Genomic DNA, 26005 nt, shown 5'->3' with positions numbered 1-26005 from the left:
AACGCCCGGTCAAGCCGGCTTCGGGCCAACACGGGACCGGCTTTTCCGTCTCACAGGGAGTTTACAATGCTCAAGAAGATTCTACTCGCCAGCGCGGCTTTGATGATCGCGTCCGGCGCAGCATCAGCCAAGGACTTGAAGTCGATCGGCATATCGCTCGGATCGCTCGGCAATCCGTTCTTCATCGCTCTGTCGAAGGGCGCCGAGGCAGAGGCCAAGAAGACCAACCCGAACGTGAAGGTTCAGACGGTCGGTTACGATTACGATCTCGGCAAGCAGGTCACGCAGATCGATAATTTCATCGCTTCTGGCGTCGATCTCATTTTGCTCAACCCGGGTGACCCGAAGGCCCTCAAACCCGCTATCGCAAAGGCCCAGAAGGCTGGCATCATCGTGGTGGCGGTCGACACCTATGCGGACGGCGCCGATGCCGCCGTGACGACCGACAACATCCAGGCCGGTCAGATCGCGTGCCAGTATATCGTCGACAAGCTGAACGCTAAGGGCGACGTCATCATCGAGAATGGCCCTCAGGTGTCATCCGTGATCGACCGCGTGGTCGGCTGCAAAAAGGCATTCGGTGCAGCATCCGGTCTCAAGATCCTGTCGAGCGACCAGGATGCCAAGGGCTCGCGCGATGGCGGCCTCTCCGTCATGCAGAGCCTGCTGACCCGTTTCCAGAAGGTCGATGCCATCTTCGCCATCAACGACCCCCAGGCGATTGGCAGCAATCTTGCGGCCAAGCAGCAGAACCGTTCGAACATCATCATCACGTCGGTCGATGGCGCGCCGGATATCGAAGCCGCGCTGAAGGACGCCAACTCACCCATGATCCAGGCCTCTGCGAGCCAGGATCCCTATCTGATGGCCCGCAAGGCCGTGCAGGTCGGCGTCGACATCCTGAGCGGCAAGAAGCCGGCCGAGCTCGTGACCTTGATCCCGCCGACGCTCGTGACGCGCGATAACGTCAAGGACTATAAGGGTTGGCAGGCCGTTCGCGCCGACTGATCTGCCAAAGATGTAGTTGCATCATGGAAACCGGCCCTCGCGGGCCGGTTTCTTTTTGGGCGGCGTCAGGTCCGCGACGTGTAGTGCCGCGCAACCTCGAGACCACGCTGAGCTTGGCCGAGTTCGACGGGCTCGCCGGACGCGGCGCGCGCTGCCGCAAGAGCCTGCCGCAGCACGGCGGAGTCGCGGGGCATCTCGCCATGGCTCGCGCTCTCCAAAGCCGCCAGATCCTCCGGAAAGCCGTAGGAGTCGAGGGCGAGAGCCAGTGCCAAAGCCGTGAAGACGGGCGTCGGCGCATCACGCAGTTGCGGATCCGCACGCGCAATCCGGTACACGTTGACGAATTGCTTGATCGCACGCGGATTTTCACCGGCAAACGACGCAAGGGCAGCGACAGTCTCGGCTTCCTTCGGCCGCCACGCGGCATCGAGAGCCGACTGACGCGGATCGATCGCATCGCCGACGCTCGGCGTCGCCGCCGATCCACCCTCGATCAGACGACGCGCATAAGTCGCCCGCAGATCCGCCCGATCAGGCAAGCCGAGGTGGTAGGAGAGATTGACGCTTCGGCCAAGATCGGCTGTCGACCGGGCCGGATCCGTCTCCGAGAAGCCGCTGGCCAGCACACCTCGATCTGCCGCCAGAATGATGACGAAGCCAGGGCCGAGGAGGCGCCGCGCCGTTGTGACGAAGCTTGCGGCTGCATCGGCCGCAAGACGATCGAGTCCGTCGATCGCGACGACGATCCGGCGCGGCACGCCTGTGTCCCGATGAGCAATTCCGGGAGCAAGTTCCTCGTTCATCCCGGCCGCGGCGCCGACCGTTCCGCGCGCCATCAGAGCGCCAAGGCTTCTAAAGAAAGTCGCTGCCGAATCGCGAGGGGCGGCATCGGCCGGAAGCAGGGCGGAGGCCGATGCGTCGTGGAGGCCGGAGGAGATGTGCTGGCTGGCGCGTCGCTCAGACGCGGCCGCACGGACGGAGGCGGCTTCGGCATCGCTCGCCAACCCGTCCACCCGGCGGGTTTGGTGGGCGAGTTGGCCCTTGAGGTCGCGATGGCGCGCCTCGAGGTCGTATCGCAACAGCGACACGCCCTTGAAGATCGGCTGCAGGAATCGCGCGGCGCGAAGCACATTCCAGACAAGCGCGAGGATCGCCAACGTCAAGGCAACGGTGTGAATTGGCCCGAGCCAGTGAACATGCCCGCGCAACCAGTCCGCCGTCGGCACAGCGCGATCGCCAAAATCTGCGATCCACGTCAACCATGCCTGTTGATCGGTCTGCAGGGCCGTTGCGCCCCAGGCCAAGAGGCCGAACAGGATCGCGTAGACGATCAGTCGTGTCTGGCCCGGATAGGCCCAGAGGGCGCGTAGACCCAGCGCGAACCGCGACAGGGGGGCGCTGGCCTCGCTCGCCTCCCGAACGAGATCCTTATAGGTCAAGACAGGATCCGCACCGGTGAACCCGAAGGAGCGAAGTGCAGCTTCGATGCGGGATCGGTTGCCTCTCGCATAGGCGTCGACCCGGGATCCGGCGGCTTCGAACAAAACCGTCTCGACGAGGCGCGCTTGCCGGGCCACCAGGCCATCCAGTGTTTGTCGCTCCTCATCGAGCCGCCGGCGCGCATCGTTGAGCGAATCGCTTGCATCGCGGGCGGCCTTCACCGGATCGCCTCCCGCATGCAGGGTCTCGGACATCGACGCCGGATAGGAGATCGCGAGTGCCTCGGCGACAGCCACCATCAGCGTGGCACCCGCGTCGGTCGAGTACGAGGCCTCAACCTGCACCGTGAGAATGTCGGGCAGGAACGGGCTTGCGGCGCGGACGCGAGCCGCCCCATCGCTCGCCTGTTTTACGGCCGCGATCGTTTGGTTCAGGAAAAAGCTCTTGCCGGCGCCGGCCGATCCGAACACCCCGACACAAAAGGGCGTCTCCACCTGCTGATGCGCCAGAAGTTCGGCCATGAAGACGGCTTGCTCACCGCGCCCGAGTTCGTCCTCACCCGACGCGAGATCGGCCGAAAACAGGGGCGCGATCGGGGTCATGGCTCGGCTTGCGTCAGGCGGGCGGACGAGCGACGAGCTCACGCCGGCTGGGATCGGAAAACCGGGGTCGCGCACCGCAATATCGGCTGAACTCACATGCTGCTCCTTCGATTGAACCTGATTGACACGGCCGCAGACGAACCGCGATGAGCGTCGTCTCGCTCCGAAATGGAGCATTCTGGTGCGCCGCGCCGAGCGCGTCTGCTTGTGCGGGTTTCCGCCGCCTGCTACCTCTGACTGATCTGGATGTACACCCCACCGATGCGATCGGACGACAAGGAATCGATATCGATTTCTAACGCCACGAACGTGATCGAATTTTGAAATCGTGAGCATTGTTTCGCGGCGGGCGCCCATGCTCGAGCGAATGCGAGAAGAGCGGACCACAACGTATGGCCTCCAATCAATTCATCTATCATATGCAGGGGCTGACCAAGACCTACCCGACCGGCAAGAAGGTTTTGGACAACGTCCACCTCTCCTTCTATCCGGACGCCAAAATCGGCGTGTTGGGCATCAACGGGTCGGGTAAGTCGACGCTGCTCAAGATCATGGCCGGGATCGACACCGAATATCAGGGTGACGGCTTCGTCGCCGACGGCGCGCGCGTCGGCTATTTGCCGCAGGAGCCGCAACTCGACGACAGCCTCGACGTTCGCGGCAATGTCATGTTGGGCGTCTCGGCCAAACAGTCGATCCTCGATCGCTACAACGACCTCGCGATGAATTATTCGGACGAGACGGCGGATGAGATGACCCGCCTGCAGGACGAGATCGAAGCCCAGAACCTGTGGGACCTCGATAGTCAGGTCGAACAGGCCATGGACGCGCTCGGCTGTCCGCCCGACGATTGGCCCGTCGACAAGCTCTCGGGTGGTGAACGCCGCCGCGTGGCGCTTTGCAAATTGCTGCTCGAAAAGCCCGACCTGCTGCTCCTCGACGAACCGACCAACCATCTTGACGCCGAAACGGTGAACTGGCTGGAGGGTCATCTTCGCAATTACGAGGGCGCGATCTTGATCGTGACCCATGATCGCTACTTCCTCGACAATGTGACCGGCTGGATTCTCGAGCTCGATCGCGGTCGGGGCATCCCGCATGAGGGCAATTACACCTCCTACCTCAAGCAGAAGGCCAAGCGGCTGTCGTTGGAGAAGAGCGAGGATGCGTCCCGTCAACGGCAGATCGAACAGGAAGCCGAGTGGATGGGCGCGTCGCCCAAGGCCCGTCAGGCCAAGTCCAAGGCGCGTATCCAACGTTACGAAGATCTCGTCACCAAACAGGCCGACCGGATTCCGTCCTCGACCCAGATCGTCATTCCAGTGGGTGAGCGGCTCGGCAACAACGTCGTCGAATTCACGGGCCTGTCAAAGGCATTTGGCGACAAGCTTCTGATCGACAATCTCACCTTCAAGCTGCCGCCTGGCGGCATCGTCGGCGTGATTGGCCCGAACGGCGCGGGCAAGACCACGTTGTTCAAGATGATCACCGGCCAGGAAAAACCCGACAAGGGCGAGATCGCGGTCGGCGACAGCGTGCAGCTCGGTTACGTCGATCAATCGCGTGACGCCCTCGACGGCAAGAAGAACGTCTGGGAGGAAATCTCTGAAGGCAACGAGATCATCTATCTCGGCAAGCGCGAGATCAATTCGCGGGCCTATACGGGCGCCTTCAACTTCAAAGGGCCCGACCAGCAGAAGAAGGTCGGGCAGCTATCGGGCGGTGAGCGCAACCGCGTCCATCTCGCCAAGATGCTCAAGAAGGGCGCGAACCTACTGCTGCTCGATGAGCCGACCAACGATCTCGATGTCGAGACCCTGCGGGCTCTGGAAGACGCGTTGACTGATTATGCCGGCTGCGCCGTGATCATCAGCCATGATCGCTTCTTCCTCGACCGCATTGCGACCCACATGCTGGCCTTTGAAGGCGATAGCCACGTCGAGTGGTTCGAGGGCAACTTCGCCGACTACGAAGAGGACAAGAAGCGCCGTCTTGGCGTCGACAGCCTCATTCCGCATCGCATGAAGTACAAGAAGTTCTCGCGCTGACGCGCTTTCGCGCGTGACCGACGATTCCAGACTGGATTCAAAGCAAAAGCGCCGACCATGTTGGCGCTTTTTTATTGTCTACCGGCTAAGTCGGCTGTACCCCGGCCGCTCATGGCGCCTCTGCAGCGACCTGAAGCGAGCTCATCGATGATCACCATCTATCACTTGTCGACATCCCGTTCCGAGCGCGTGATCTGGCTGATGGAGGAGCTCGAACTCCCCTATCGCGTCGAGCGCCTCGACCGGCAACCGAACCTGCAAGCCCCCGACCATTTGAAGAGCGTGCATCCGCTGGGGCGAGCGCCGATCATCCGGGATGGCGACGTGACGCTCGCCGAGTCCGGGGCCATCGTGGATTATATCACGCGACGCAGCGGCGGCCGCATGGCGGTTGGTCCGGAGGCGCCGAACTTTGCCGACTATCTCTTCTGGCTGCATTTCGCCGAAGGCAGCTTCGCCTCGCAATTGTTGCGCGAGTGGTATCTCGATCTGCTCATGCCGGATGCCGACAATAACCCCATCGTGTCGCGCGTTCATGCCGATAGTCAGGCGCAGCTCGATTTCGTCGAGGCCCGTCTCGGCGTGGTGCCGTATTTTGCGGGCTTCGATTTTACCGCCGCCGACATCATGATGGCGTTCCCGTTCACGACGATGCAGCGCTTCAAGCAGCTCGACCTGTCGGATCGCCCCAACATTCGCGCCTACGTGAACCGCATCAGCAACCGGCCGGCCTATCGCACCGCGATGGCGGCCGCTGAACCCGAACAGCCGGCCCGCTGACGCGCCGCGCGACGGCGGGTCTGGACGCGTGAACGTGCCCCTTCCGATCGAGGCCGTTTTAGCCGAGCTTCGTGCGGCGCTCTCATCCGGCACGGCGGCGGTGCTGGTCGCGCCACCCGGGGCCGGCAAAACAACGCGCGTTCCATTGGCGTTGATGGACGACGCTTGGGCCAGCACAGCAAAACTGATTTTGCTGGAGCCGCGCCGCCTCGCCGCTCGGGCGGCGGCCGAGCGGATGGCCCAATCGCTCGGCGAGCGGGTCGGCGAGACGATCGGCTTGCGCGCGCGGTTCGACACGCGGGTTTCGGCTCGTACCCGGATTGAGGTCGTGACCGAGGGCGTCTTCACCCGCATGATCCTCGACGACCCCGGCCTCGATGGCGTCGCAGCCGTTATTTTCGACGAATACCACGAGCGCTCGCTGGATGCTGATCTCGGGCTGGCCCTAGCGCTCGACGCACAGGCGGGTCTGCGCGAGGATCTGCGCATTCTTGTCATGTCGGCAACGCTCGACGGCGCCCGTGTCGCCAGCCTGCTCGGTGATGCCCCGATCATCGAAAGTCAGGGCCGTGCTTTCCCGATCACGACGACCTACCTCGGACGCGATCCAACCGAGCGGCTCGACGATGCCGTTACCAAGGCGATCCTCCGCGCCATCGGGGATGAGACCGGCTCGGTGCTGGCGTTTCTACCCGGCCAAGGCGAAATCCTCCGCGTAGCCGAACGGCTCGACGAGCGCCTGCGCGATCGCTCGATCGTCATCGCCCCCCTCTTCGGCACGATGGACCGCGCCGCCCAGGATCGCGCTATCGCACCATCAAAGCCGGGGGTCCGAAAAATCGTGCTGGCGACCTCGATCGCCGAGACGTCGCTGACCATTGAGGGCGTGCGGGTCGTGGTCGATAGCGGCATGGCACGGGCTCCGCGCTTCGAGCCCGATCTCGGCATGACGCGGCTCGAGACGATTCGGGTGTCGCGAGCGGGGGCGGACCAGCGGCGCGGTCGCGCCGGCCGCACCGAGCCTGGTGTTTGCTATCGATTATGGGAAGAAGCCGCGACTGGCGCGCTGACGGCTTTTGCGACGCCTGAGATCCGCAATGCCGATCTGTCGGGGTTGCTGCTCGACCTCGCCTTATGGGGCGCCCGCGATCCGCTCGCACTGGCATGGCTCGACCCACCGCCCGCCCCCGCCTTGCGCGAGGCTCGGACACTCCTGCGGGCGCTCGACGCCATCGATCCGGAGGGCGGGATCACGCCGTGGGGACGCGGCATGGCGGCACTCGCGGCCCCGCCGCGGATCGCACGGATGGTCGTCGAGGCGGCGCGGCGCGGCGCGGCCGCACTCGGGGCCGAGGTCGCAACCCTCCTGGTCGAACATGCCCTCGGCGGCGGCGGCACCGATGTGTCCGACAGGCTGGATGGATGGCGCCGCGATCGTTCGGCACGGGCAGAAGCGGCGCGCGGGCTCTCGCGATCGTTCAGACAACAGGCCGATGCCGCCCTGAAGGCGGCGGCGCTGCCGCGCTCCCCTGGCGAGCCGCCGAGTCCCGGCATGGTGCTGGCGCTGGCCTTCCCGGATCGGATCGCCAAGGCGCGCGGTCGAGACGGCGAGTTCCTAATGGCGAACGGGCGCGCGGCGGCGCTGGACGCGCATGACCGGTTAGCGCGAGAGCCCTGGCTCGCGGTGGGCGAACTCGCGGGCCGCGCGGGTGGCGCGCGTATTCTGCTGGCGGCTCCCCTCACACTAGAGGAGATCGAGACGCTGGCAGGGGATGCGCTGGAAAAGCGGGACGAACTCAGCTTCGATCCGGCTCGCGCAGCCCTGGCGCGGCGCGCCGTCACGCGGTTCAAGGGACTGCTGCTGTCCGATCGCACGCTGCCGGTCGACGCCGATAGCATGTCGGCCGAAGCGCTGGCGATCGGGATCGCGACACTCGGCATCGCGCGTCTACCCTGGACCAAGTCACTGACGCAGTGGCGTGACCGTGTCATGTTTCTGCGCCGCGCCGACCCGGATCCTGACGTCTGGCCCGACCTGTCGGACGCGGCACTGGCCGAAACGGCGGCAACGTGGCTGGCCCCCTTCATCCTGGGCAAGTCGAGCCTCGCGGCCGTCACGGCGAGTGATCTCGGCCATGCGCTTCAGGCTCTTCTTCCTTATTTGCTACAGCAACGGCTGGACCACGACGCGCCGACGCATTTCGAGGCGCCGACCGGCTCGTGCGTCGCGGTCGACTACGATGCCGAAGGCGGCCCCGCCCTGGCGATCCGCGTGCAGGAGCTCTTCGGTCTGACCGAGCATCCGGCTTTGGCGCGAGGCCGCATGCCACTGACGCTGCACCTGCTCTCGCCGGCGCATCGGCCCATTCAGATCACCAGGGATCTGCCGGGCTTCTGGCGCGGCTCGTGGGCGGCGGTCAAAGCCGAGATGAAAGGTCGCTATCCCCGCCATCCCTGGCCGGACGATCCGGCCCATGCGCCGCCGACGACACGCGTCAAGCCGCGCGGCTGACCAGAAAGCCGAAGCTCAAGGCACGGGATGAGAACGTGACGCGACCGCATTCGCTTGCGTCGCGGGCGTTTCCGCGCTTGTTTCGGCGCCGATGCTGGAATCAACGCCGCCCCATGCCGTGAAGAGCACACGCGATAAGCTCGTCGCCCTGCTGGATTACGTCGAGCAGGTTGTCCGTCTCGATGAACGGGTGGCGTTCGACATCGGCGAATACAAGCTCGCGGATGGCAAGCCGGTCAGCTTCCGCTCGGCCGATACGCGCGCGCTCCCCAGCGTTCGCCACGACGGCCACGACGACGACGGGCCGATCTGGCTCGCAATCGAGCGCTTGCAGCGGCTTGAGCCCCCTCTGCCGCCAGTCCATCTCTCGGGTTGGATCATCGTCTCGAACGATCCGAACAAGCCGCCCCTCGTCGTTCGCGAGCGGCGTATTCCGGTTGACAACGCCGGGCGACTCGCTCGCGTCGCGGCTGGCGCTTGCGCCGACGCCTTTCTTCCGGCCGACCCCAAGCCGCAAGAAGACGACGGACATCAGCCCGAGCCGAGCTATTTGTTCGTTCTGAAGCTCGACGATCTGCAAGCTACTGAAGCCGAGATCGAGCGATGGATCGCGACCGTCTGGACGTCGTGGTCGGAAGCCGAAAAGCCGCGGCGCCGAACAATCGTGCTCTATGAGCGGCTTTATAAACTCCTGCAGCAGATGGAGGTGAGCGGCAGCGAGGCTGCGATCGAAATCGTGTGGGGGATTGGCACCGTTCACTGGCATCATGCCGGTCGCCGCGTCGAGCGCCCTTTCATCGAGCGGCGGGTCGATCTCGAGCTCGACGATGCGGCGAGCGGCTTGCTACGCGTTCGGCCGACCACGGGCGACGCTACGGTCGATCTCAAGCCCTATGAGGATCTCGGCTGCCCGAACCTTGCCCAACTCGACGAAGTGGTCCGCCGCGAGATCGCGCGCGTCGCGGCCGACGAAGGGATGTCGCCGTTCCGGCGGGAGACTTTCGAGCCCTTGCTGATCGCGGCGGCGGCTCGCCTCCATGCCGACGGCGTCTATCTGGCCGACGAGGATCAAGCCATCGGTCCGGCGGGTCAAGCCCCGACGATCGAGGCCGGCTGGGTGCTGTTCGCGCGGCCTCGCACCAACCATGTGGTTTTGGCCGATATCGACCGCCTCCGCGTCGTGGCGCGCGATCCTGAGCAGTCAATCGAGGGCGTGTCGACCCGGATCGTCACCGAGCCATCCGCTACGACAAGCGACGACTGGGCGCCGCTGAGCGGAATCTTGGGCGACAGCCCGCTGCCCGAAACCGCCGACGAGCCGGTCGGCATCGCCACGGAAGTTTTTTTTCCGAAGCCGTTCAACGACGACCAGATCGAGATCGTTCGCCGCCTCGCGGCCTCCGACGGGCTCGTGGTGCAAGGACCGCCCGGCACGGGCAAGACGCATACGATCGCCAATCTGATCTGCCACGCCATGGCGACCGGTCAGCGCGTTCTGGTCGTGTCACGCGGAGAAGCGGCGCTCTCGGTCCTCCGCGATCAATTGCCCGATAAGGTGCGACCCCTCGCGATCGCCATTCTGGCGAACGAACGCCAAGGGCTGCAACAGGTCGAAGGCGCGATCCGCGAAATCCAATCGATCGTCGAGGAAAGTCGACCGGATGTGCGCCGCCGCGCCATCGCCATGGCCGAAAGCGAAATCGTCAAGCTCCGCCAGCGAATCGCCGCAATCGATGTCGACCTCGATCGGATCGCCTCGGTACAGGCGTTGCGGATCGGCCCTCGGCAGGAAACGCCAGCCGATCTGGCGCGGAGGATCGCGAGTGAGCGCGAGGCATACGCCTGGTTCATGGATCGGCCGATCGCCTATGCGAGCGAAACGGTCCTCCAGGATGCAGACCTTCGCGACCTCTCAGGCGCGCGGCGGCGGGTCGCGGACCTGATCGACCACCGCAGCGCCGTGCTACCCTCGCCCGCCGACCTCCCGAACGCCGACGAGGTGGCGGGCTGGCACGCCATGCTGCTGCGCGGCGGCGAACTTGCCGAGACAGCCGCGCAAGGACCGGCGCGCGGGATGCGGCTCGGGATGAGCGACATCGCCTCGGCCGAACATCTCGCGGACGCCCTCGACGGCTTGGCGCGCTCGCGCGAGGCGCTGCCGCTCGATCATTGGCTGCATCCTTTTCTGCTCGGACGCGGGGTCGGTGCGTCCGGCCCGTGGTTCGACCTCTTCGCGAAACTCTGCGCCGACTGGCTCGATTGCGATGCGGCGCGAGCCAGAATTGCAACCCACGCGGTCGACCTGCCGCCCGGGCTTCTCGACGATGCAGAGGCACGCGCCGCGATCGCCCGTGTGGTCCGCGGTGATCGTCTGTGGTCGATGTTCTCGATCGGAAAGGCGCAAGCCAAGGCGCTCATCGCCTCAATCCGGCTGCGGGGATCGCCCATCAAGGAGGACGACGAAGCAGGGTGGCGACTTGTGGAGGCGAGGATCGAGCTTGCGCTGCACGCACGCGACCTCGACGCGCGATGGCGCGCCTTTGCGGCCGACGTCGGCGCCGGACCCAGCGACGGCGCGACACTGCCGACTGCAGCACGAGCGATGCAACACCTGAGGCAGGCCCGCGATGCCTTCCGTGACCTGCCTGGCCTGCCGTCGACAGCTCCCGCCTTCGACGCGATCGCGGCCGACCCGGCGCAGGCGCGAGCGCTTGCGGCCCAGCTTCGCCAAGCCATCGAGGCCGTCCGCCTCGAAACGATACGATCGACCACTGTCCGCATCGCGGCGCTCTTCGACGAGGGCGAGGAGCGAACCACCGTCATGGCAAGGCGCTTCTTCGCCGATGTGCTCGGCCGCGAGTCGGTCGATGCCACCCGGATCGGGCCGGCCTGGAGGTCGCTTCTGGCGCGCCTGACCCATCTCCACGAACGAGCCAGCGATTTCGTCACCATCAACCGCGTGACGACCGGTATCATGGAGGCTGGTGCGCCATTATGGGCAGCCCGTCTTCGCGACGAACCCGCTCGAGCGGACGCGGACCCGCTGATCTCCATGGCATGGCGCGAGACGTGGGACTTTGCGGCCGCCGACGCTCATCTGGCGCGGATCGATGCGCGCGCTCAGCTCATGTCGCTCGCCAACCAGCGCGCCGAACATGAACGCAATTGCGCCCGCTTGTTCGTGGAGCTCGTCCGCGAGCGCACCTTCTACACGCTGGAGCGGCGGCTCTCGCCTTCGGTGAAATCCGCTCTCGTGGAATTCGTTCGCGCGCTCGGGCGGCTCGGGAAAGGCACCGGTAAGGGCGCCGGGCGGCAGCGTCGGGCCGCACAGGACGCCATGCGGCGTTGCTACAATGCCGTTCCGTGCTGGATCATGCCGACCTGGCGGGTCGCCGAGCAGATTCCATCCGATCTTGCGGCCTTCGATCTCGTGATCCTCGACGAAGCCTCGCAGTCGGACGTGACCGAGCTGCCGGCTATTCTACGGGGCAAGAAGATCCTCGTGGTCGGCGACGACCGACAGGTGAGCCCAATGGCGCCATTCGTCTCGCAGGGGCGAATCGACCAATTGCGCCAACGCTATCTGCGCGGCTTGCCGTTCCAGAGCCTGCTGGAGCCTGGCGAAAGCCTCTACACGCTGATGCAGGCGGTGTTTCCGAACGAGCGATTGATGCTGAAGGAACATTTCCGCTGCGTCGAGCCGATCATCCGCTTCTCGATGCAGTTCTATCCCGAAACGCTGCTGCCGCTGCGGATACCCGCCGCGACCGAGCGGCTCGATCCGCCGCTGATCGCAATTTATGTCCCGCATGGCACGCGCGAGAAATCCCGGAAGATCAATCGCGCGGAAGCCGACGTGATCGTCGACGAGATCGTCGCCTTAACCGCAACCAAGGGCATGGAGCGACGAACGATCGGTATGATCTCGCTGATCGGCGGCGATCAGGCCGATCTCGTCAGGAGCCTGTTGTCGGATCGCCTCGGAGCCGAGTTGATGCAGCGGCACGCGATCCTCTGCGGCGACAGCGCCACGTTCCAGGGCAACGAACGCGACATCATGTTTCTGTCGATGGTGGCGGACCGGACCCATCGCACGGCACTCACGATGCGCCGCTACGAGCAGCGGTTCAACGTCGCGATGTCGCGCGCGCGGGACAGGGTCGTGCTGGTGCACTCGGTCGAACGGGCGGATCTCAATCCGGCTGACCTGAAAGCACGGCTCCTGGCGCATTTCGATGACCCGATGCCACTCGGCGCGGCTCGGCACATCGGCGACCCGCTCGACCGATGCGAGTCGGGATTCGAGCGCGATGTCATGAGCCGCCTGTTGGGCCTCGGTTATCATGTGGAGCCGCAGGTCGGTGCGCTGGGGTTCCGGATCGATATGGTGGTCGAGGGCGAGGGTGGCCGGCGGCTCGCCGTGGAATGCGACGGCGACAGCTTTCACGGACCCGAGCGCTGGCGCGAGGATATGCGCCGGCAGCGTATTTTAGAGCGGGTGGGCTGGCGTTTCTGGCGTTGCTTCGCCTCGAGCTTCTATGCCGATCCAGACGGCACGCTGGCAGATCTCACGGCTGCCCTGGCGCGCTATGGCATCGAACCGAGGCCCGTTGGGCAGGAGCGTGCTTTCCAAACCGCCTTCGTGGAACGGCGCATCGCGACCGTCCCCGCCACGGCCGCAGATCCTTCCGTTCAGGCCGAATTACCGCTTGCTCAACCCGAAAACGACGTGCTGACAAACAGTGCGTTGCAGCGCACCGCAGGGCTGAACGACCGTATCGTGCTCACCTTCGCCGATGACAAGAAACCGCGCTCTTTGTTGCTGACAGACGGGCCGGAGGACGTCGGACGGGGATTGATCTTCATCGACTCGCCGCTCGGCCGCACCTTGGCCGGGCGCGAGGAGGACGACGAAATCGAACTCATGCTTGATGGCGCGATCCGCAAGGCGATGGTGGAGCGAATCGAAGCGGCATCGCACATCGGCGCCGCCGAGTGACTGTGTATCGTCAGGCTGCCGCAAGCTTGGCGAAGGCGCCCCCGCGTGCCACGAGATCCTCATAGCGGCCGGTTTCGACGATCCGCCCCGCCTCGAACATGAGAATGCGATCGGCGTTGCGGATTGTGGCCAAGCGATGCGCGATGATGAAGGTGGTGCGTTCGGCCGTGGCGGCCTGGAGCGCGATTTGGACCTTCCGTTCCGTCGCAGGATCGAGCGCGCTCGTCGCCTCGTCGAAGATCAGGATCGGCGGATCTTTGACCAACGCCCGCGCGATCGACAGTCGTTGGCGCTCGCCGCCCGAAAGTGATCGACCGCGTTCGCCGATGATCGTTTGAAGCCCACCGGGCTGATGGCTGACGAAATCCGCCGCCTGCGCCTTGTCGAGAGCCATCTCGACCTCTGCAACCGTCGCGTCCGGTTTGCCGATCCGAATATTCTCGTCGATCGAGCGAGCAAACAACATCGGCTCTTGAAACACCACGCCGATGTTGCGGCGCAGACCCGCGAGCGTCATGTCGCGAAGATCGATGCCATCGATCGTGATCCGCCCGGCCCCTGGATCGAAAACGCGATGGAGTAATCCAAGCGTGGTGGATTTGCCCGATCCCGTCGCCCCGACGAGCGCAATGGTTTCACCCCGCGCCACCGTGAAGGATAGATCCGCGACGGCGTCGCGCTTGCCGTCATAGGTAAACCCGACATGGTCGAAAACGACCTCGCCCGCGAGCCGGCCAGGGTCGCGTGCGCCAAGTCGGTCCGTCACGACCGGCTCGGTATCGAGCACGCCGAAGAAGTCGCGCAATTTCGGTGTCTGCATCAGGAGTGCGTTGAAGAAGGCCACCACCTGATCGAGCCGGGCGATCATCATGGTGGCGAAGCTCATGAAGGCGACGATCTCGCCGACAGTCGCGAGCCCAGAGAAATGCAGCGATAATCCAAGCGCGAAGATCGACAGGATCGTCAGCGTCGCCGAGGCACGCGTCGCGACCGCCGCAAACGCCCACCAGGACAAAACAGGCATCTGCGCCTGGAGCAACCGATCGATGAGGGCCCGCATCGCCGACGTTTCGGATTCGATCCGGGCAAAGCTCTGGATGACCGGGATATTGCCGAGAGCGTCGGCGGCGCGTTCGGCGAAGTCGGTTTGATATCGCTCCACACGGCCCTGCAGGCCCTCGGTTCGTCGAAGGACCAGCGCGGTCAGGACGCCGAACACCGCCACGAGTCCAATAAGAAGGCTTCCTAATCGCCAATTGATCACGAGCGACAGCGGCATCAACACCACCAGCGCAACGAGAGCCGCACAATGGTCGCGGAAGAACGACAGCCACAGCCCCGCCATGCCGTTGGCCCCTTCCAGCATGACCTTCAGCAAGCGTCCCGAATGAACTGCGGAATGAAAACTCAGTGGCAGATGCAGAACATGGTCGAAGAAACGCGCCATCACGCCAAGACGGTTGCGGTGCGACAAGCGATCGGCATGCAGCGCGACCACGACCGAACAAGCGATGACGAAGAGGCCGAAGCCGGCCCAAGCGAGCCCGAGCGGTGTCACGTCGGCCCAGGTTGCCGGGCGATGTTGAGCATCCGGCCGCGTCAGCCGGTCGATGATGCGCCCGAACAGAACAGGTTCGGCGAATTGTGCGCCCGCGAGCGCGATGTTGGCGATGACCAGCACGATCGCGATCGGCGCATCCCCGCGCAGCACCGCCAGTGCGCGCAGATAGAGCAGGATGGATGACATCGATCTTCGGGAAGACATAGGCCTCGGCTGCTTTGACGCGCCGGTCGTTGATTGCCCGCTTCCAGCCGAAAACGCAAAAACGGGAAAGAGCCCGGCCTCACTGGGCAGGCCGGGCTTGCCCATGGCTGCCAAGACCTCAGTGGGTCGGGGCAGTCCGAAGCGCTTGCAATTCTAGGGTCTTGGTTCGTTCGTTGAGATCCCGAATGATGTCGCGAGCGGAGTAGAGATCCGACTGAAACTTCTTTTGTTCGTCGACCTGTCTTTGAACGTCGGCGAACTGCCGGTCCACGGCGCGCCAATGCTCTTCGTGCTCGCCTCGTGGCACGACCTCATTCTCCAATTTGTCGATGTGCTGGCGATTTGCCTCGACGGCTTTCTCGGCGCCCCGCTGCCAATCGTCCCGCCGCGCGCCGGAGATATCCAGCCGCTTGTCGAGATCACGGTCAGTGACGGCCGTTTCGGCCAACCGCTCGAGGTGAGACGACACGCGCTCCTGATCCTTCGAGATCGGCGCATAGGCGAGTGACCCGACGCCGAGCAGCATGGCGAAGACGACCCCCGCCGCGCTCCAGATGACGGCCCATGGGGTCTGCGATTTGGCGTCGAATTTGGCACCGAGGCCGGCCACCATGCTCTCGATACGCAGCATCCCGTTCTCGACGCCAAGCACACGGGTCCGCAACTCGGTGATCTGGCCCTCGGCGCTATGGGGCTGCTTCAGGCTGTCGGTCATGATTAATGGTCTCCGAGACACGCGGACTGAAGGTCAAGCTCGATGCAGCCAAGAGGATACGCTGGACGCCATCGGTCCAACGATCGAGACGCCAAAGACGAAATCGACCACGATCTTTTCGCAATCGAAATAATCCGGCGGCAGCTTGGCTATGCCCAGCGAGCCATAATGGCCCATGCCGAACGTGAAGGTGCTATCGAGGAAGATCATCCCGACATGCAGGCAGGCTGGGACGCCAACCAACATGCAGAGGAGCTTCGGTCCCCACCATGACGCGGCAGCGAGCCTTGCCGTATAGACCGTCTTCTCAAAATCGAGCCATGCGGTGTAGGCCGTCGCATCCTCGCCGGCAGCGGCCTTGAATCCCTCGAGTGTCACGTCCTGCCTCTTGCCGAGCCACGCGAAGACCGGTTGAAGAACCGACGTCAAAAGCCCGCCGGAAATCCAACTCAGAAGGGACGCCAGCATTACCGCGCCTCGGTAGAGATCGCGCCGGATGGGGCGGGATCGTTGCGCGGAACCGTCCTGACGTCCTTCAGTTTCCCATGCAGAACCAGAAGCGCGGACGCAAAGGCGGCCAGACCCGCGGCTTTGATCGCGATGTCGTCCTGCAGCACGGCTTTCCACAGCAGCGTGTCCTGAAACGGCGAAAGCGCGCTCGGATCGACGCCGAGGACGGTTTGGATTAGGTCCCAGAAGCCGCCGATTAAGGATGCCACGAACAACATGAGAGCCGTTCGCAAGCCCTTGAGGCGGAGCAGGATCCACGTCAAAGCTGAATATTCGCGAGCATCGATCTCGGCCGTTAGTCCGGCCGTCCAACGATAGGCGAGCAACCACGGGTGGATGACCGCGAACCAGGCGATGGCCCAAGCGGTCAGAAGCGCGAACGGAAACACGAGATCGAGAAGGAACAACATTGATCAGCCTTTCGGAATGAAAGCGCGCGGGGAGCGCTATGCAGATGATGGTCACCGCGTCTTGCGAAGCGTCAGGAACACCAGCCAGAGCCGCTTGAGCAGCGACGCGGGAGGGCACGCCGCGTCATATTGGATCGGATCGCCTATCAGGAACTGCGCGCGCTCGGCCGCCCGTCGCTTGGCGAGGCCCGCAACCACTCGTCCGCCCGCCTTGTTCCAGAGCAGAAAGGCATCGGCGGCCGCGCCGAGGTCGCCGGCATTGAACCGGCGCACGACGCTCGATCCACGAAAGCCAGCCGAGCCGATGTTGAACGCGAGGCTCACCATCGCGTCGAACTGGTTCTGCGTCGCGGCCCGCGTGATCGCTTTTTTGACGGCCGCCTCGAATGGAGCAAGATCGGAGGCGAAAATCGTCTCCGCCTCGGTTTGCGAGATCATCATGCCAGCGGTGACGCGGGGCAGCGTGGCGCGGCCCGTGTGCCCAACCCCAATCGTGAGGACACCGACGCTGTCGCGATACGCCGTGAGCCGGCATCCTTCCCGCGCCATCAATGTCGCGCGGCCGGCCGCGCTTGTGCTCAGCGTCATAGGAGATCCTTTCGGGCAGCAAAAAGCCGCCTCGAGGGCGGCTGCGGTTCGTTTCGGTCGTGAGGCGACGATCAGGTCGCGAAAGACTCACGGGCCAGCATCGGACCGTAGATGCGCTCGCACCCGATCGAGGACGGGTGGTTGATCAGGTTACCGCCATAGGTCGAGCCGTAGGAGCCGGCCCCGATGCCATACATCTCGGCATCCGTGAGGGTCGGCATGACCAGCGGCCACTCGGACAGCGCCAGCGAGTTGACGAAAATCGAGGTGGTGATCGAGTTCGAGTAAGCCACGCGAGGCGCAAAGACGCCGCCGAACCGCTCGACATGACCCTGATAGAGGATCGTCTGGAAATTGCCCTGGCTGACCGTTGTCGCGCTATAGGCCAGCGTCACGAAGGTGCCCTTGATTGAGAGTTCGAAATAGCCGGTGACCGAGGCCGGGATCGGGATGCCGGTATCGAACATCGGCACCGCGATCGTCGAAGCGGTGGTCCGCACCAGCACCGCGAAATTGCCGCCCGCCGTGCGCGAGACCTCGATGTTGTTGTCGGCCCACGAACCGATGCCGAGGATGAGCGAGATCGGCGTCGCCGTGAGATAGCCGAGCTGCGCCGCCGATAGCTGGAACCGCAGGTAATAATCGTGCGACCAGGCCGTGTAGGTCCAGGACGTGTTGGCCGCGAAGTTGGTCGCCACCTGCTTAAAGTTTTGCGCCAGGATGTCCCGGCCATCGCGCGCCATGTTGAAATGGCGGTTGTTGTCGATCAGGCCGAAGTTCCGGCGCAATGCGTAGCCGCGCTGGATGGCGGCCTGCTGATCGCGCGCCTCCTGTTGGGCAGCCGGATTGTAGGTGGCGTTCTGCAGGGTCGGCACCATCGGCGTGATGAGGATGCGATCCGGCACTTTGGCGAAGGCTTCGATCTGGGTCATGGCCGCAACCATCGCCACGACCTCCGCGCTCGGCGTGCCGGTATTGGCCCCGAAGTGGAAGATGATCAGATCCGGCGCCGCCGCCTGGACGTAGCTCATCCACGTCTTCGAGCTGTCGGTCATCCAGGGGCAAAAGTTGACGGTCTGGGCGGGCGAAAGGCCGAGTGTTGCGATCGACGACGCCGATGCGAGGTGTGACCATCCCGTGGTCGGAATGCCGCGCTCGAGGAAGGTGATCGTCTTATTCGGATACTCGCGTTTCAGCTTGGCGAGGATCCGGCGCGAGATGTAGCTCGATGCGTCGATCTGATCGGACGGCGTCGTGATGCTGTCGCCGAGGATCAGGACCACGGGGTTCGCGGCTGCGATGAATGTCGGCAAATGCGAGGCCGGGCGGATGCCGCGCTCAAAGGTTGGCGGATTCGGCGCGCCGGCCGGGATGATCTGCTTGCGGTAGGCGCCTGTCAGCGTCCCTTCCCCAATGAAAATGATATTGCCGAGATTAGCTGCGCTTGGTGCGTTGTAGGTGCCTGGCCCGAAGTGCAAGGTTCGGGCTCCAAGCGCGAAGGCGGCATCATGCGCGGCCTTGATGGCCACACTTTCGTCACTGCCATCACCCTTCAGGGTGACCAGGTCGCGTGCCCATGGCCCGTCCGAATAGGGACGCGGGGCCGCCAGTGTTTGGCTGCTTGGAACGGCCGATGCGCCCTGCCGATACCCGATCGCGAGCGCCGCCGTGCCGAGGCCGACCAGCGCGAGCCGTCCTCGCTCGACGGGCCTGGTTCGCACTGGCTTGAGAATCGTGCGCGGGAGCCGTCGGGACACAGACGCGAGCAGTCGCGTCGTCAAGCGAAGAGGACGCCACATGAAATGCTCCAGCGATGATGAGAGAGAATGGAAGGCGGCGTGGCCGCTGGTCTGCGGTGCTCAATAGAGATTGTTGATCGTGGCGGTAGCGGTCGAGGCCGCGACACCCGTGACCGCGTAGGCGAACGCTTGGTAGCCGATCGCAACCGGCACCATCTTGGTCTTGCCGTTGAGAAACGAAAACGTGACGTTCCCGGCCACCGTGGCAATAACCTCGACGGAGCGACCGACCGCAACGGCCGGGCCGCCAATCGTCAAAGCGGTAAAATCGGAGAAGGCGGCGTTTTGTGAATCGGCGGTCGGCCAAGCCGTTCCTCCGGCCGCGCCCTGAGCGACGGTGCCGCCCGCGCTCGCCAAGCCGGGCGTCACGATGATGGTCCCGCCCGTCGCGGCGGAGCTTAGCGCGTAGAGATCGGCCGCGAGGACATAAAGCCGATGCTGATTGGCCAGGAGGACTTGCCCGACGGCCAGAGCCGGCACCGCGCTCCCACTCGAGGTCGAGACGAGAACCGCCACTCCGCTGGTGTTCTGCACATCGACCGTCTGGCCCGCCGTGGCGATCTTCTGCCATGTCGGTGTGAGTTGGAACGGCATTGAATCGGCATAGGCGGGGACACTCGACCATGCAGCCACAAGGGTCAGCACGAGGCTGACGCGGCAAAGAGACAATCGCATGAAGAACCTCAAAATGGTGGATCGGGACGGAAGCCTCGGCGGATGTGGTGTGCCGCCGGATCAGGCCGCGACGGCGCTGTCGTCGGACAGGCGGCGCCATGCTCCGCCCGAGAAGACCGCCATGGTGCCGGTGCCGGCGCCGGCCGCCTCGCCGATCTTGCGGGCGTTGGTGACGAAGATCATGGCACCGAGGGTGCCGGCCGGCAGCGCCGCGACCGCATAGGCGATCGGCGTCAGGGCGCCGGTCGCGGCCGTGATCTTGAGCCCGTCGCGGAAGGTCGAGCCGTCGGCCGAGACCTTGAAGTGGAAGTCGTCGTCGCCAGTCAGGCCGATCTCGGCCCGGCCCGAGAAACCGTCCTGGAACAGGAAGGAGGCGGTGTTGCCGGCCGCCTGCTTGTTGAGCTTGACGCGGAGATCGCCGCTGCCGCTCGATCCGGTGCCGAGCGCGTTCAGCAGGATGTTGTTCAGCGTCGCCGACAGCGGGTTGCCGGCATCGGGCGCGGTGCCGATGCCGAGGGAGGCGAGTTGCAGCGGCCCGAGCGCGCTGCCGAGCGGCACCCAGGCGGCCCCGGTCCAGATCAGCGGCACCGACGTCGCCACATTATAGGCCAGGGTGCCGGGGCCGGGCGGGTAGAAGGCCCAGGCGCCGTCCTGCCAGGCCGCAACATTGAGGTCGTGGCCGGCCCACAGGCCGGTGCCGCCGCTGGCGACGATCCAGCATTGCCCATCGCCGGGCGCGGCGGGCGGGGCCGTGAAGGTGGCGCTGCGGATCGCGCATTGGACCAAAGCATCAAGAATGCTCAGGGCGGCATTATGCGTCACGGTCTTCTGGTTCTGGTTGGCGTCGAGAAACGGCAGATGCAGGTTGGGGGTCTGGCTCACAAGGTCACCCGTCGGGTTGCGGTTTGGCCCGGCCCGAAGAGGGCGCTGCGTTGGGCGATGCAGATCGTGAGGGCGGGCGGCGCCGCGCCAAGGTCGGCCACCTGGTCGGCGGCCGCATAGGTCCAGGTCGGCGCGCCGAGCGTCGTGACGCTGCGGATGACGCTGCCGTCGGTTGCGAGGATCGCGAGATCGTAGCTCTCGCTGTCCTCGTTCAGCGGCACCACGTCGGGGTCCCAGCTATCGCCGCCGAAGCGGGTGCGCCGGACCCAGGTCACGACGACGTCGCCGGACGGCTGCCGCACGGCCGCGATCTGGCTGACCGACCAGGGTCGCAGCCCGATCCCCTGCGGCTGCACCGTGATGGTCGTGAAGGTGGTGTCGGCGACGGTGCCGCTGCTCGGGCCGTAGCGTAAGGTCTGCGCCATGGCGCGATTGTCGAGGCTGGTGGTCAGCACTTCGAACCTGTTCTGATCCAGCACCACGACCCGTGCCCCGGCCGGGATCGGAGGATCGCCCACCGCCGCCATCGCGGCCTCGGTGCCGAGTTGGCCGCGCAGCAGCCGGGTCAGGTTGTAGCTGTTGACCCCGGTGAGCGTGGCGACCGCATATTGCACCACCTCCCATTGTCCGGTCGCATCATTCTTGACCGCCAGCGCGCCGCCCCCGGCCAGCACCTGCGTGTCGGTCAAGGACAGCAGGCCGGCCGCCGAGAAGAACCGCACCGATAGCGTGTTGCCGCGATCCCAGCGGTCGACCGGTCCGGCATAAAGCGGCCCGGTCAGCACGCCCATGACCGACGGCGTGTCGACCGTGGTGACGATGTCGAACCCCCCGGCCCCGTTCTGCCGGTAGATATCCGTCCCGCTCCAGGGCGAGGCGAAAGCGGCGATGCGCGGCGCCCAGGGCTGATCCTCCTGCCCGGTCACCAGCGGCAGGTCCATGATCTCGACGATCGGCGGCCCGAAGGCGCCCGGCGTCGCGCCGCCGAGCGCATAGTCTGGCGACAGCGCCACCTTCAGCAAGGAGGGGTCGAAGCCGATCAATTCCACGCTGCGATAGGTCGAGGTCTCGACCTGCTTGACCCGGAACGGCAGCGTCACGCCGTCGATCGTCAGCGTCACGGCGTCACCGGGGTCGATCGCCACGGCGCTCGGCGGCAGCTTGATCGAGGCGGTTTCGCGCGCCGACCAGGTCTGCTGCAGGATCGTCATGGCGACCTCGGCCGCATAGGTCTGGTCGAGTGCTGCCGCGGTCGAGACCGTCGCGACAGTCTGGCTGGTGCCATTCGGCTTGCGCGCCTCGACCGCGCCGGTGGCATAATTGCGGAACGGGTCGACGAAGCTGATCCGCACCGCGCCGGGCAGATCGGTCTCGGGCGTCCGCACCAGATGATAACCGGGGTCGGTGTCACCATCGACCACGAGATCGGCCTCGGTCAGCGCCACCGGCTGCACGTTGCCGCGCGCGAAGAACTGCACCACCCCGCCGCTCTCGCAGGCATCGAACTGGAAGGCGTCCATCAGCCCGGCGAGAATGTCGCGCGGGCTCGCCAGCGCGTCGGTCGCATAGCCCGGCACCAGGGTCGAGGCGCTGAGGTCGAAGGCGGTGACGCCGACGGCGGCGCAGAGTTCGGCGATGATCCATTTGAGCGGCACGGCTTCGAGCCGCCCGGTCAGCCAATGGCCGAGTTCGTAATTCGGCGTGTCGTGCCAGACGCCGGTGAGGCCCGGAAAGTCCGGATAGGGCCGCGCGTCCCAGGCCCAGGCGAACATATTGGCGGCCTCGACCATGGGCCGGCCATATAGGATCGAGATCGGCGCATGATCGCGCCAGTAGCTCAGCGTCACCTCGAGATAGGCGCGCTGGATCGCATCATCCTTCGAGCCGAGCGAAAAATACGGCAGGTCGCTCTCCGACGATTTGGGATCGTAGAAGACATTCGGCTGGTTGCTGCCTTTGTCGATCGCCGGGCAGCCGAATTCGGTGAACCAGATCGGCTTGCCCTGCGGCGCACAGGCCGTGCTCGCGGCGGCCCGCACACCGCCCGGACGGTCGTGATGGGCGATCGACCACCAGGCGCGGATATCCTTCTGCCGGAACACCCACGGTTCGCCATAAGCGCCATCGGTGATCGGCGAGCGGCGCTGCGCCACCCGGTCGGCCGGGCTGGCATAATACCAATCGTAATCCTCGCCGCCCTCGACGTTGCGGCCGAGATAGGCCTTGTCGTAGATCGTGGTCGGGCCGCCATCGAGCCCGCCATTGGTCGAAGCGTCGAGGTTCGCCGATCCGTCGCGCCAATCGCTGATCGGCAGGTAATTGTCGATGCCGATGAAGTCGATGGCGGGATCGGACCACAGCGGGTCCATGTTGAAGATCACATCGCCCGAGCCATCGGCCGGGCGGTGGGAGTGATATTCCGACCAATCCGCCGCATAGCCGACCCGGCAGGCTGCGCCGACGATCGCCTTGACCTGACCTGCGAGCGCTTTCAAAGCCGCCACGGCCGGATAGCTGCCGTCCCAGGCCCGCACCTGCGTCAAGCCGACGAGTTCGGAGCCGATCACGAAGGCGTCGACCCCGCCGGCCGCCACCGTGAGGCTGGCGTAATGCAGCACCATCGGCGTGTATTGCGCGAAGAAGGCGGCGACTTGCGTCGCGGCCGCGCTGGTCTTGTCGGCCGAGCCCGCCTGCCCCGGCCCGGGAAAGCACGTGATGCGGCCGCGCCAGGGAAAGGCCGCCTGCTCGGCCCCGCCATGCGGATCGGGCAGGCCGTTGCCGGGCGGCACGTCCAGCATGATGAACGGGTAGAACATCACGCGGATGCCCTCCTGGTTCATGTAGCGGATGGCTTGCGTGACGGTGTCGTCGGATGGCGTGCCGCCAAAGGCCGGCGAGGTGCCGAGCCCGGTGCCGTTCGGGTCGAAGGCCGCGGTGTCGATCTGGCTGACCAGCGGCGCGGTTGCGCGGGTATAGGTCGCGACGGTCCAATCGGCCGGCTTGACGGTCTTCTGCCGCGTCTCGACTTTCGGCACGATCTGGCAGGTGCCGGCGCGCAAATCCGTGCCAAACCACGACACGACGAGGCTGATGGCCTGGCGGCCCGGCAGCGCGGCCGCGAGCTCGTCCATCGAGCCGTAGAAATCCGGCAGGCCGGTCTTCTGATGCTGGTTCTCGGGATACCAAGTGCCGAAGCCGTCGGAGGATTGATACTCGAGCGTGCCGAGCACGAATTCGCCGGCGCCCGGCAGCAGGCATACGGCTTTCAACTGGCTGACCACGTCGTCGCCGTCGATCACGTCGGGGCGCCGGATGATCTCGGCCGTGATCTGCGGCATGCGGTTGCCGAAGTCGTCGAGCACCATCGTGTCGAAGACGAGATAGCAGGTGCCGCGATAGGCCGGCACGCGGCCGGCGCCCTCGACGCTCTCGATCAGGCTGTCGGGTTCCTGGCTCTCGGAGCCGTTATAGAAGCGGTGCGGATATCTGCTCATGTCGAGCAGGTTGCCGTCGGCCCAGACCCGGCCGAGCGAGACATTGTCGCCGCCCTCGCAAAACGCCACCGCGAACGACAGGCTGTTATGCGTCACCTTGGTCTTGGGGGTGAGCAGGCTGCCCTTGCCGGACGCGGCCGCGACATGGCTGTAGCCGACGCTGAATTGCGTGCACCAGATGACATTGCCACCGAGGCGCATGCGGCCCCACAGCTTATGCAGCGTGGTGTTCTCGGCCGAATTGGTGACCGCGAGCGAGGAGAGTTGCGGGTTGGAGCGGCGCGGCGTCAGGGCGTTGATGAGCAGCGAATCGACCACCGCGCCGCTCACGGCGCCGAGCGCCCCACCGATGAGGCCGCCGACCGGGCCACCGAGGGCGGTGCCGACAGCGGCGCCGGCGGCGCGAAGAACCAGGGTCGCCATCAGGCTTGTGCTCCGGGGAACATAAAGGCCGCGACGGCATGGCGGCGCCACCACGGCGTCAGCACCACCTCGCGGACCTGATCGTTCGATTGCGCGTGGATGATGCGGCCGCCGCTGCCGTCGGGTTGCGAGGCGGCCGAGAGAACCGCGATATGTTTGGCGATGGCGCCGCGCCGCAGCCGGAACACCAGCACGTCGCCGGGCTCGGCCTCGCTCACCGGCCGGGCCAGCATGTGCCGCCCCGCCGCCGCCAGGATATGCTCATCGCCGCCGACCTCGCCCCAATCGGGCGTATAGACCGGCGGCTGCTCCGGCTCCGCGCCATAGAGGTCGCGCCAGATGCCGCGCACGAGGCCGAGGCAATCGCACCCTGCCCCGGCGAGCGCGCCTTGATGATGATAGGGCGTGCCTATGTAGCGACGCGCCGCCGCGACGATGTCGGATCGGGTCAGCATCACGAGCCTGCGAAGAGTGAGCCGCCGGACGCGTTGAGCGCGCCCTGGACGGCGTAGCGGGTGATGACATCCGAGCCCGGAATATAGGGATAGCCCCGGAAGTTGGTGATGTTGCCGAATTTGGTTCGGCAGACCGACAGCGTCTTGCGGCACCCGGCCGTGACGGTCGCGATATCGCCGATCGCGACCGCGAAGGGCGTCGGCGTCCACAGCTGCAGGATGTCGATGCCGGAGGTGCGCAGATGCGCCTTCACGTCGAGCAGCAGGCCTGTGTTGGCGCCGGTCGTGAACGACAGCGTGCCGAACGTGAACCAGTCGGTCGCGAAGGCTGCGAGCCCAATGACGGTCACTTCGGTGATCTGCCCCGCCGTCGCGGCCGTCGCGGTGCCGTGAAAGGCGCTCGCACCAAGATCGATGCCGCAACGGGTATCGCCGAGGCGCGCCGAGCAGAACCGTTCGCAGGTGGTGCCGATCTTCTGGTTCAGCCGGTTGGCGATGGAGCGGAACTCGGCCGAAAAGGCGATGCCGGCGCGCGTTACCTCGCCGAGGTTGCCGACCGCGATCGTCAGGCCCTGGCTCGGGTCGGCCCAATTGACCCAGAACAGTTCGACATCGGCGTCGTCGTAGCGCCCGGCCAGAATGTCGGTCTCGGTCAGGTCGGCCGAGGATAGCGCACCCGCCGCGTTGAGATTGTCGATCGACAGGTCGAGCGATTGCTGGATCTGCGAGGCCGTGAAGCCGGACGCGGCCGAGAAGGTCGTGCCCGCATAGACGAGGTCGCGATCATGCTCGGTAAAGCCCAGCACCACGCCATCGCGCCGCGTCAGCCGCCAGCAATAGGCGAGCGGCGTCGCGCCGGTGGCAAGATGGGCCGCCAGCGCCGGAGGAACAATCTTCATG

At 65.3% G+C, this 26005-nt stretch carries 17 protein-coding genes; 5 read left to right on the top strand and 12 right to left on the bottom strand.

Going from position 1 to position 26005, the window contains the following annotated elements; genetic code table 11:
- Positions 1-66 precede the first annotated feature (66 nt).
- A complete protein-coding gene (locus EY713_RS07940; RefSeq protein WP_131114318.1) occupies positions 67-1008 on the top strand; it encodes an ABC transporter substrate-binding protein in 942 nt (313 codons plus the stop codon).
- 65 nt (positions 1009-1073) lie between these two features.
- Here the strand turns inward: EY713_RS07940 and EY713_RS07935 are convergent, their stop codons facing one another.
- Positions 1074-3146, bottom strand: a complete 2073-nt coding sequence (locus EY713_RS07935; protein WP_165491061.1) for a P-loop NTPase fold protein — start codon at positions 3144-3146, stop codon at positions 1074-1076.
- 296 nt (positions 3147-3442) lie between these two features.
- On the opposite strand from EY713_RS07935, the gene ettA reads away from it, so the two are divergent.
- From ettA to EY713_RS07915, 4 genes are all read left to right on the top strand, one after another.
- Positions 3443-5098 carry an energy-dependent translational throttle protein EttA gene (ettA, locus tag EY713_RS07930; protein ID WP_131114316.1) on the top strand — a complete coding sequence of 552 codons (1656 nt, stop codon included), beginning with the start codon at positions 3443-3445 and terminating at the stop codon, positions 5096-5098.
- A gap of 147 nt (positions 5099-5245) precedes the next feature.
- Positions 5246-5878: a glutathione S-transferase family protein gene (locus tag EY713_RS07925; RefSeq protein WP_165491060.1), complete on the top strand. Its 633-nt coding sequence runs from the start codon at positions 5246-5248 to the stop codon at positions 5876-5878.
- A 34-nt stretch (positions 5879-5912) separates the two neighbouring features.
- Complete coding sequence (gene hrpB / locus EY713_RS07920) at positions 5913-8390, top strand: ATP-dependent helicase HrpB (RefSeq protein ID WP_245572937.1); 2478 nt, start codon at positions 5913-5915, stop codon at positions 8388-8390.
- 91 nt (positions 8391-8481) lie between these two features.
- Positions 8482-13389 carry an AAA domain-containing protein gene (locus EY713_RS07915; protein WP_131114313.1) on the top strand — a complete coding sequence of 1636 codons (4908 nt, stop codon included), beginning with the start codon at positions 8482-8484 and terminating at the stop codon, positions 13387-13389.
- A 10-nt stretch (positions 13390-13399) separates the two neighbouring features.
- Here the strand turns inward: EY713_RS07915 and EY713_RS07910 are convergent, their stop codons facing one another.
- From EY713_RS07910 to EY713_RS07860, 11 genes are all read right to left on the bottom strand, one after another.
- Complete coding sequence (locus tag EY713_RS07910) at positions 13400-15136, bottom strand: glucan ABC transporter ATP-binding protein/ permease (RefSeq protein WP_131114312.1); 1737 nt, start codon at positions 15134-15136, stop codon at positions 13400-13402.
- Positions 15137-15272: 136 nt separating this feature from the next.
- Complete coding sequence (locus tag EY713_RS07905; protein WP_131114311.1) at positions 15273-15869, bottom strand: hypothetical protein; 597 nt, start codon at positions 15867-15869, stop codon at positions 15273-15275.
- A 33-nt stretch (positions 15870-15902) separates the two neighbouring features.
- Entirely contained in the window at positions 15903-16337 is a 435-nt protein-coding gene (locus tag EY713_RS07900) for a hypothetical protein (RefSeq protein WP_131114310.1), read from the bottom strand.
- Positions 16337-16789 carry a hypothetical protein gene (locus EY713_RS07895; RefSeq protein WP_131114309.1) on the bottom strand — a complete coding sequence of 151 codons (453 nt, stop codon included), beginning with the start codon at positions 16787-16789 and terminating at the stop codon, positions 16337-16339. The genes EY713_RS07900 and EY713_RS07895 overlap by 1 nt, the downstream gene beginning before the upstream one ends.
- A 51-nt stretch (positions 16790-16840) precedes the next feature.
- Positions 16841-17377 carry a lysozyme gene (locus tag EY713_RS07890; RefSeq protein ID WP_131114308.1) on the bottom strand — a complete coding sequence of 179 codons (537 nt, stop codon included), beginning with the start codon at positions 17375-17377 and terminating at the stop codon, positions 16841-16843.
- Positions 17378-17448: 71 nt separating this feature from the next.
- On the bottom strand, positions 17449-19098 hold the full coding sequence (locus tag EY713_RS07885) for an SGNH/GDSL hydrolase family protein (protein WP_131114307.1): 1650 nt from the start codon (positions 19096-19098) through the stop codon (positions 17449-17451).
- A 138-nt stretch (positions 19099-19236) separates the two neighbouring features.
- Positions 19237-19851 (bottom strand): hypothetical protein, encoded by a 615-nt coding sequence (locus EY713_RS07880; protein WP_131114306.1) that lies wholly within the window; start codon positions 19849-19851, stop codon positions 19237-19239.
- Between the two features lie 60 nt (positions 19852-19911).
- A complete protein-coding gene (locus tag EY713_RS07875) occupies positions 19912-20733 on the bottom strand; it encodes a DUF2793 domain-containing protein (protein ID WP_165491059.1) in 822 nt (273 codons plus the stop codon).
- A complete protein-coding gene (locus EY713_RS07870) occupies positions 20730-24650 on the bottom strand; it encodes a baseplate multidomain protein megatron (RefSeq protein ID WP_131114304.1) in 3921 nt (1306 codons plus the stop codon). The genes EY713_RS07875 and EY713_RS07870 overlap by 4 nt, the downstream gene beginning before the upstream one ends.
- A complete protein-coding gene (locus EY713_RS07865) occupies positions 24650-25105 on the bottom strand; it encodes an NlpC/P60 family protein (RefSeq protein WP_131114303.1) in 456 nt (151 codons plus the stop codon). Before EY713_RS07865 ends, EY713_RS07870 begins: the two co-directional genes overlap by 1 nt.
- Positions 25105-26004: a DUF2163 domain-containing protein gene (locus EY713_RS07860; RefSeq protein ID WP_131114302.1), complete on the bottom strand. Its 900-nt coding sequence runs from the start codon at positions 26002-26004 to the stop codon at positions 25105-25107. The genes EY713_RS07865 and EY713_RS07860 overlap by 1 nt, the downstream gene beginning before the upstream one ends.
- Position 26005 lies beyond the last annotated feature (1 nt).

The sequence above is a fragment of the Lichenihabitans psoromatis genome, from assembly GCF_004323635.1.
In the GTDB taxonomy this organism is placed as follows: Bacteria; Pseudomonadota; Alphaproteobacteria; order Rhizobiales; family Beijerinckiaceae; genus Lichenihabitans; species Lichenihabitans psoromatis.
The sequence above is the reverse complement of the archived record's forward strand: the minus strand, read 5'-3'. Positions and strand labels throughout refer to the sequence as shown.

Coding starts and splice junctions, on each gene's coding strand:
- EY713_RS07905 (WP_131114311.1), bottom strand. CDS start 15,869: ATGACCGACAGCCTGAAGCAGCCCCATAGCGCCGAGGGCCAGATCACC.
- EY713_RS07895 (WP_131114309.1), bottom strand. CDS start 16,789: ATGTTGTTCCTTCTCGATCTCGTGTTTCCGTTCGCGCTTCTGACCGCT.
- EY713_RS07925 (WP_165491060.1), top strand. CDS start 5,246: ATGATCACCATCTATCACTTGTCGACATCCCGTTCCGAGCGCGTGATC.
- EY713_RS07900 (WP_131114310.1), bottom strand. CDS start 16,337: ATGCTGGCGTCCCTTCTGAGTTGGATTTCCGGCGGGCTTTTGACGTCG.
- EY713_RS07915 (WP_131114313.1), top strand. CDS start 8,482: ATGCTGGAATCAACGCCGCCCCATGCCGTGAAGAGCACACGCGATAAG.
- EY713_RS07865 (WP_131114303.1), bottom strand. CDS start 25,105: ATGCTGACCCGATCCGACATCGTCGCGGCGGCGCGTCGCTACATAGGC.
- EY713_RS07870 (WP_131114304.1), bottom strand. CDS start 24,650: ATGGCGACCCTGGTTCTTCGCGCCGCCGGCGCCGCTGTCGGCACCGCC.
- EY713_RS07880 (WP_131114306.1), bottom strand. CDS start 19,851: ATGCGATTGTCTCTTTGCCGCGTCAGCCTCGTGCTGACCCTTGTGGCT.
- EY713_RS07910 (WP_131114312.1), bottom strand. CDS start 15,136: ATGTCATCCATCCTGCTCTATCTGCGCGCACTGGCGGTGCTGCGCGGG.
- ettA (WP_131114316.1), top strand. CDS start 3,443: ATGGCCTCCAATCAATTCATCTATCATATGCAGGGGCTGACCAAGACC.
- EY713_RS07860 (WP_131114302.1), bottom strand. CDS start 26,004: ATGAAGATTGTTCCTCCGGCGCTGGCGGCCCATCTTGCCACCGGCGCG.
- EY713_RS07890 (WP_131114308.1), bottom strand. CDS start 17,377: ATGACGCTGAGCACAAGCGCGGCCGGCCGCGCGACATTGATGGCGCGG.
- EY713_RS07940 (WP_131114318.1), top strand. CDS start 67: ATGCTCAAGAAGATTCTACTCGCCAGCGCGGCTTTGATGATCGCGTCC.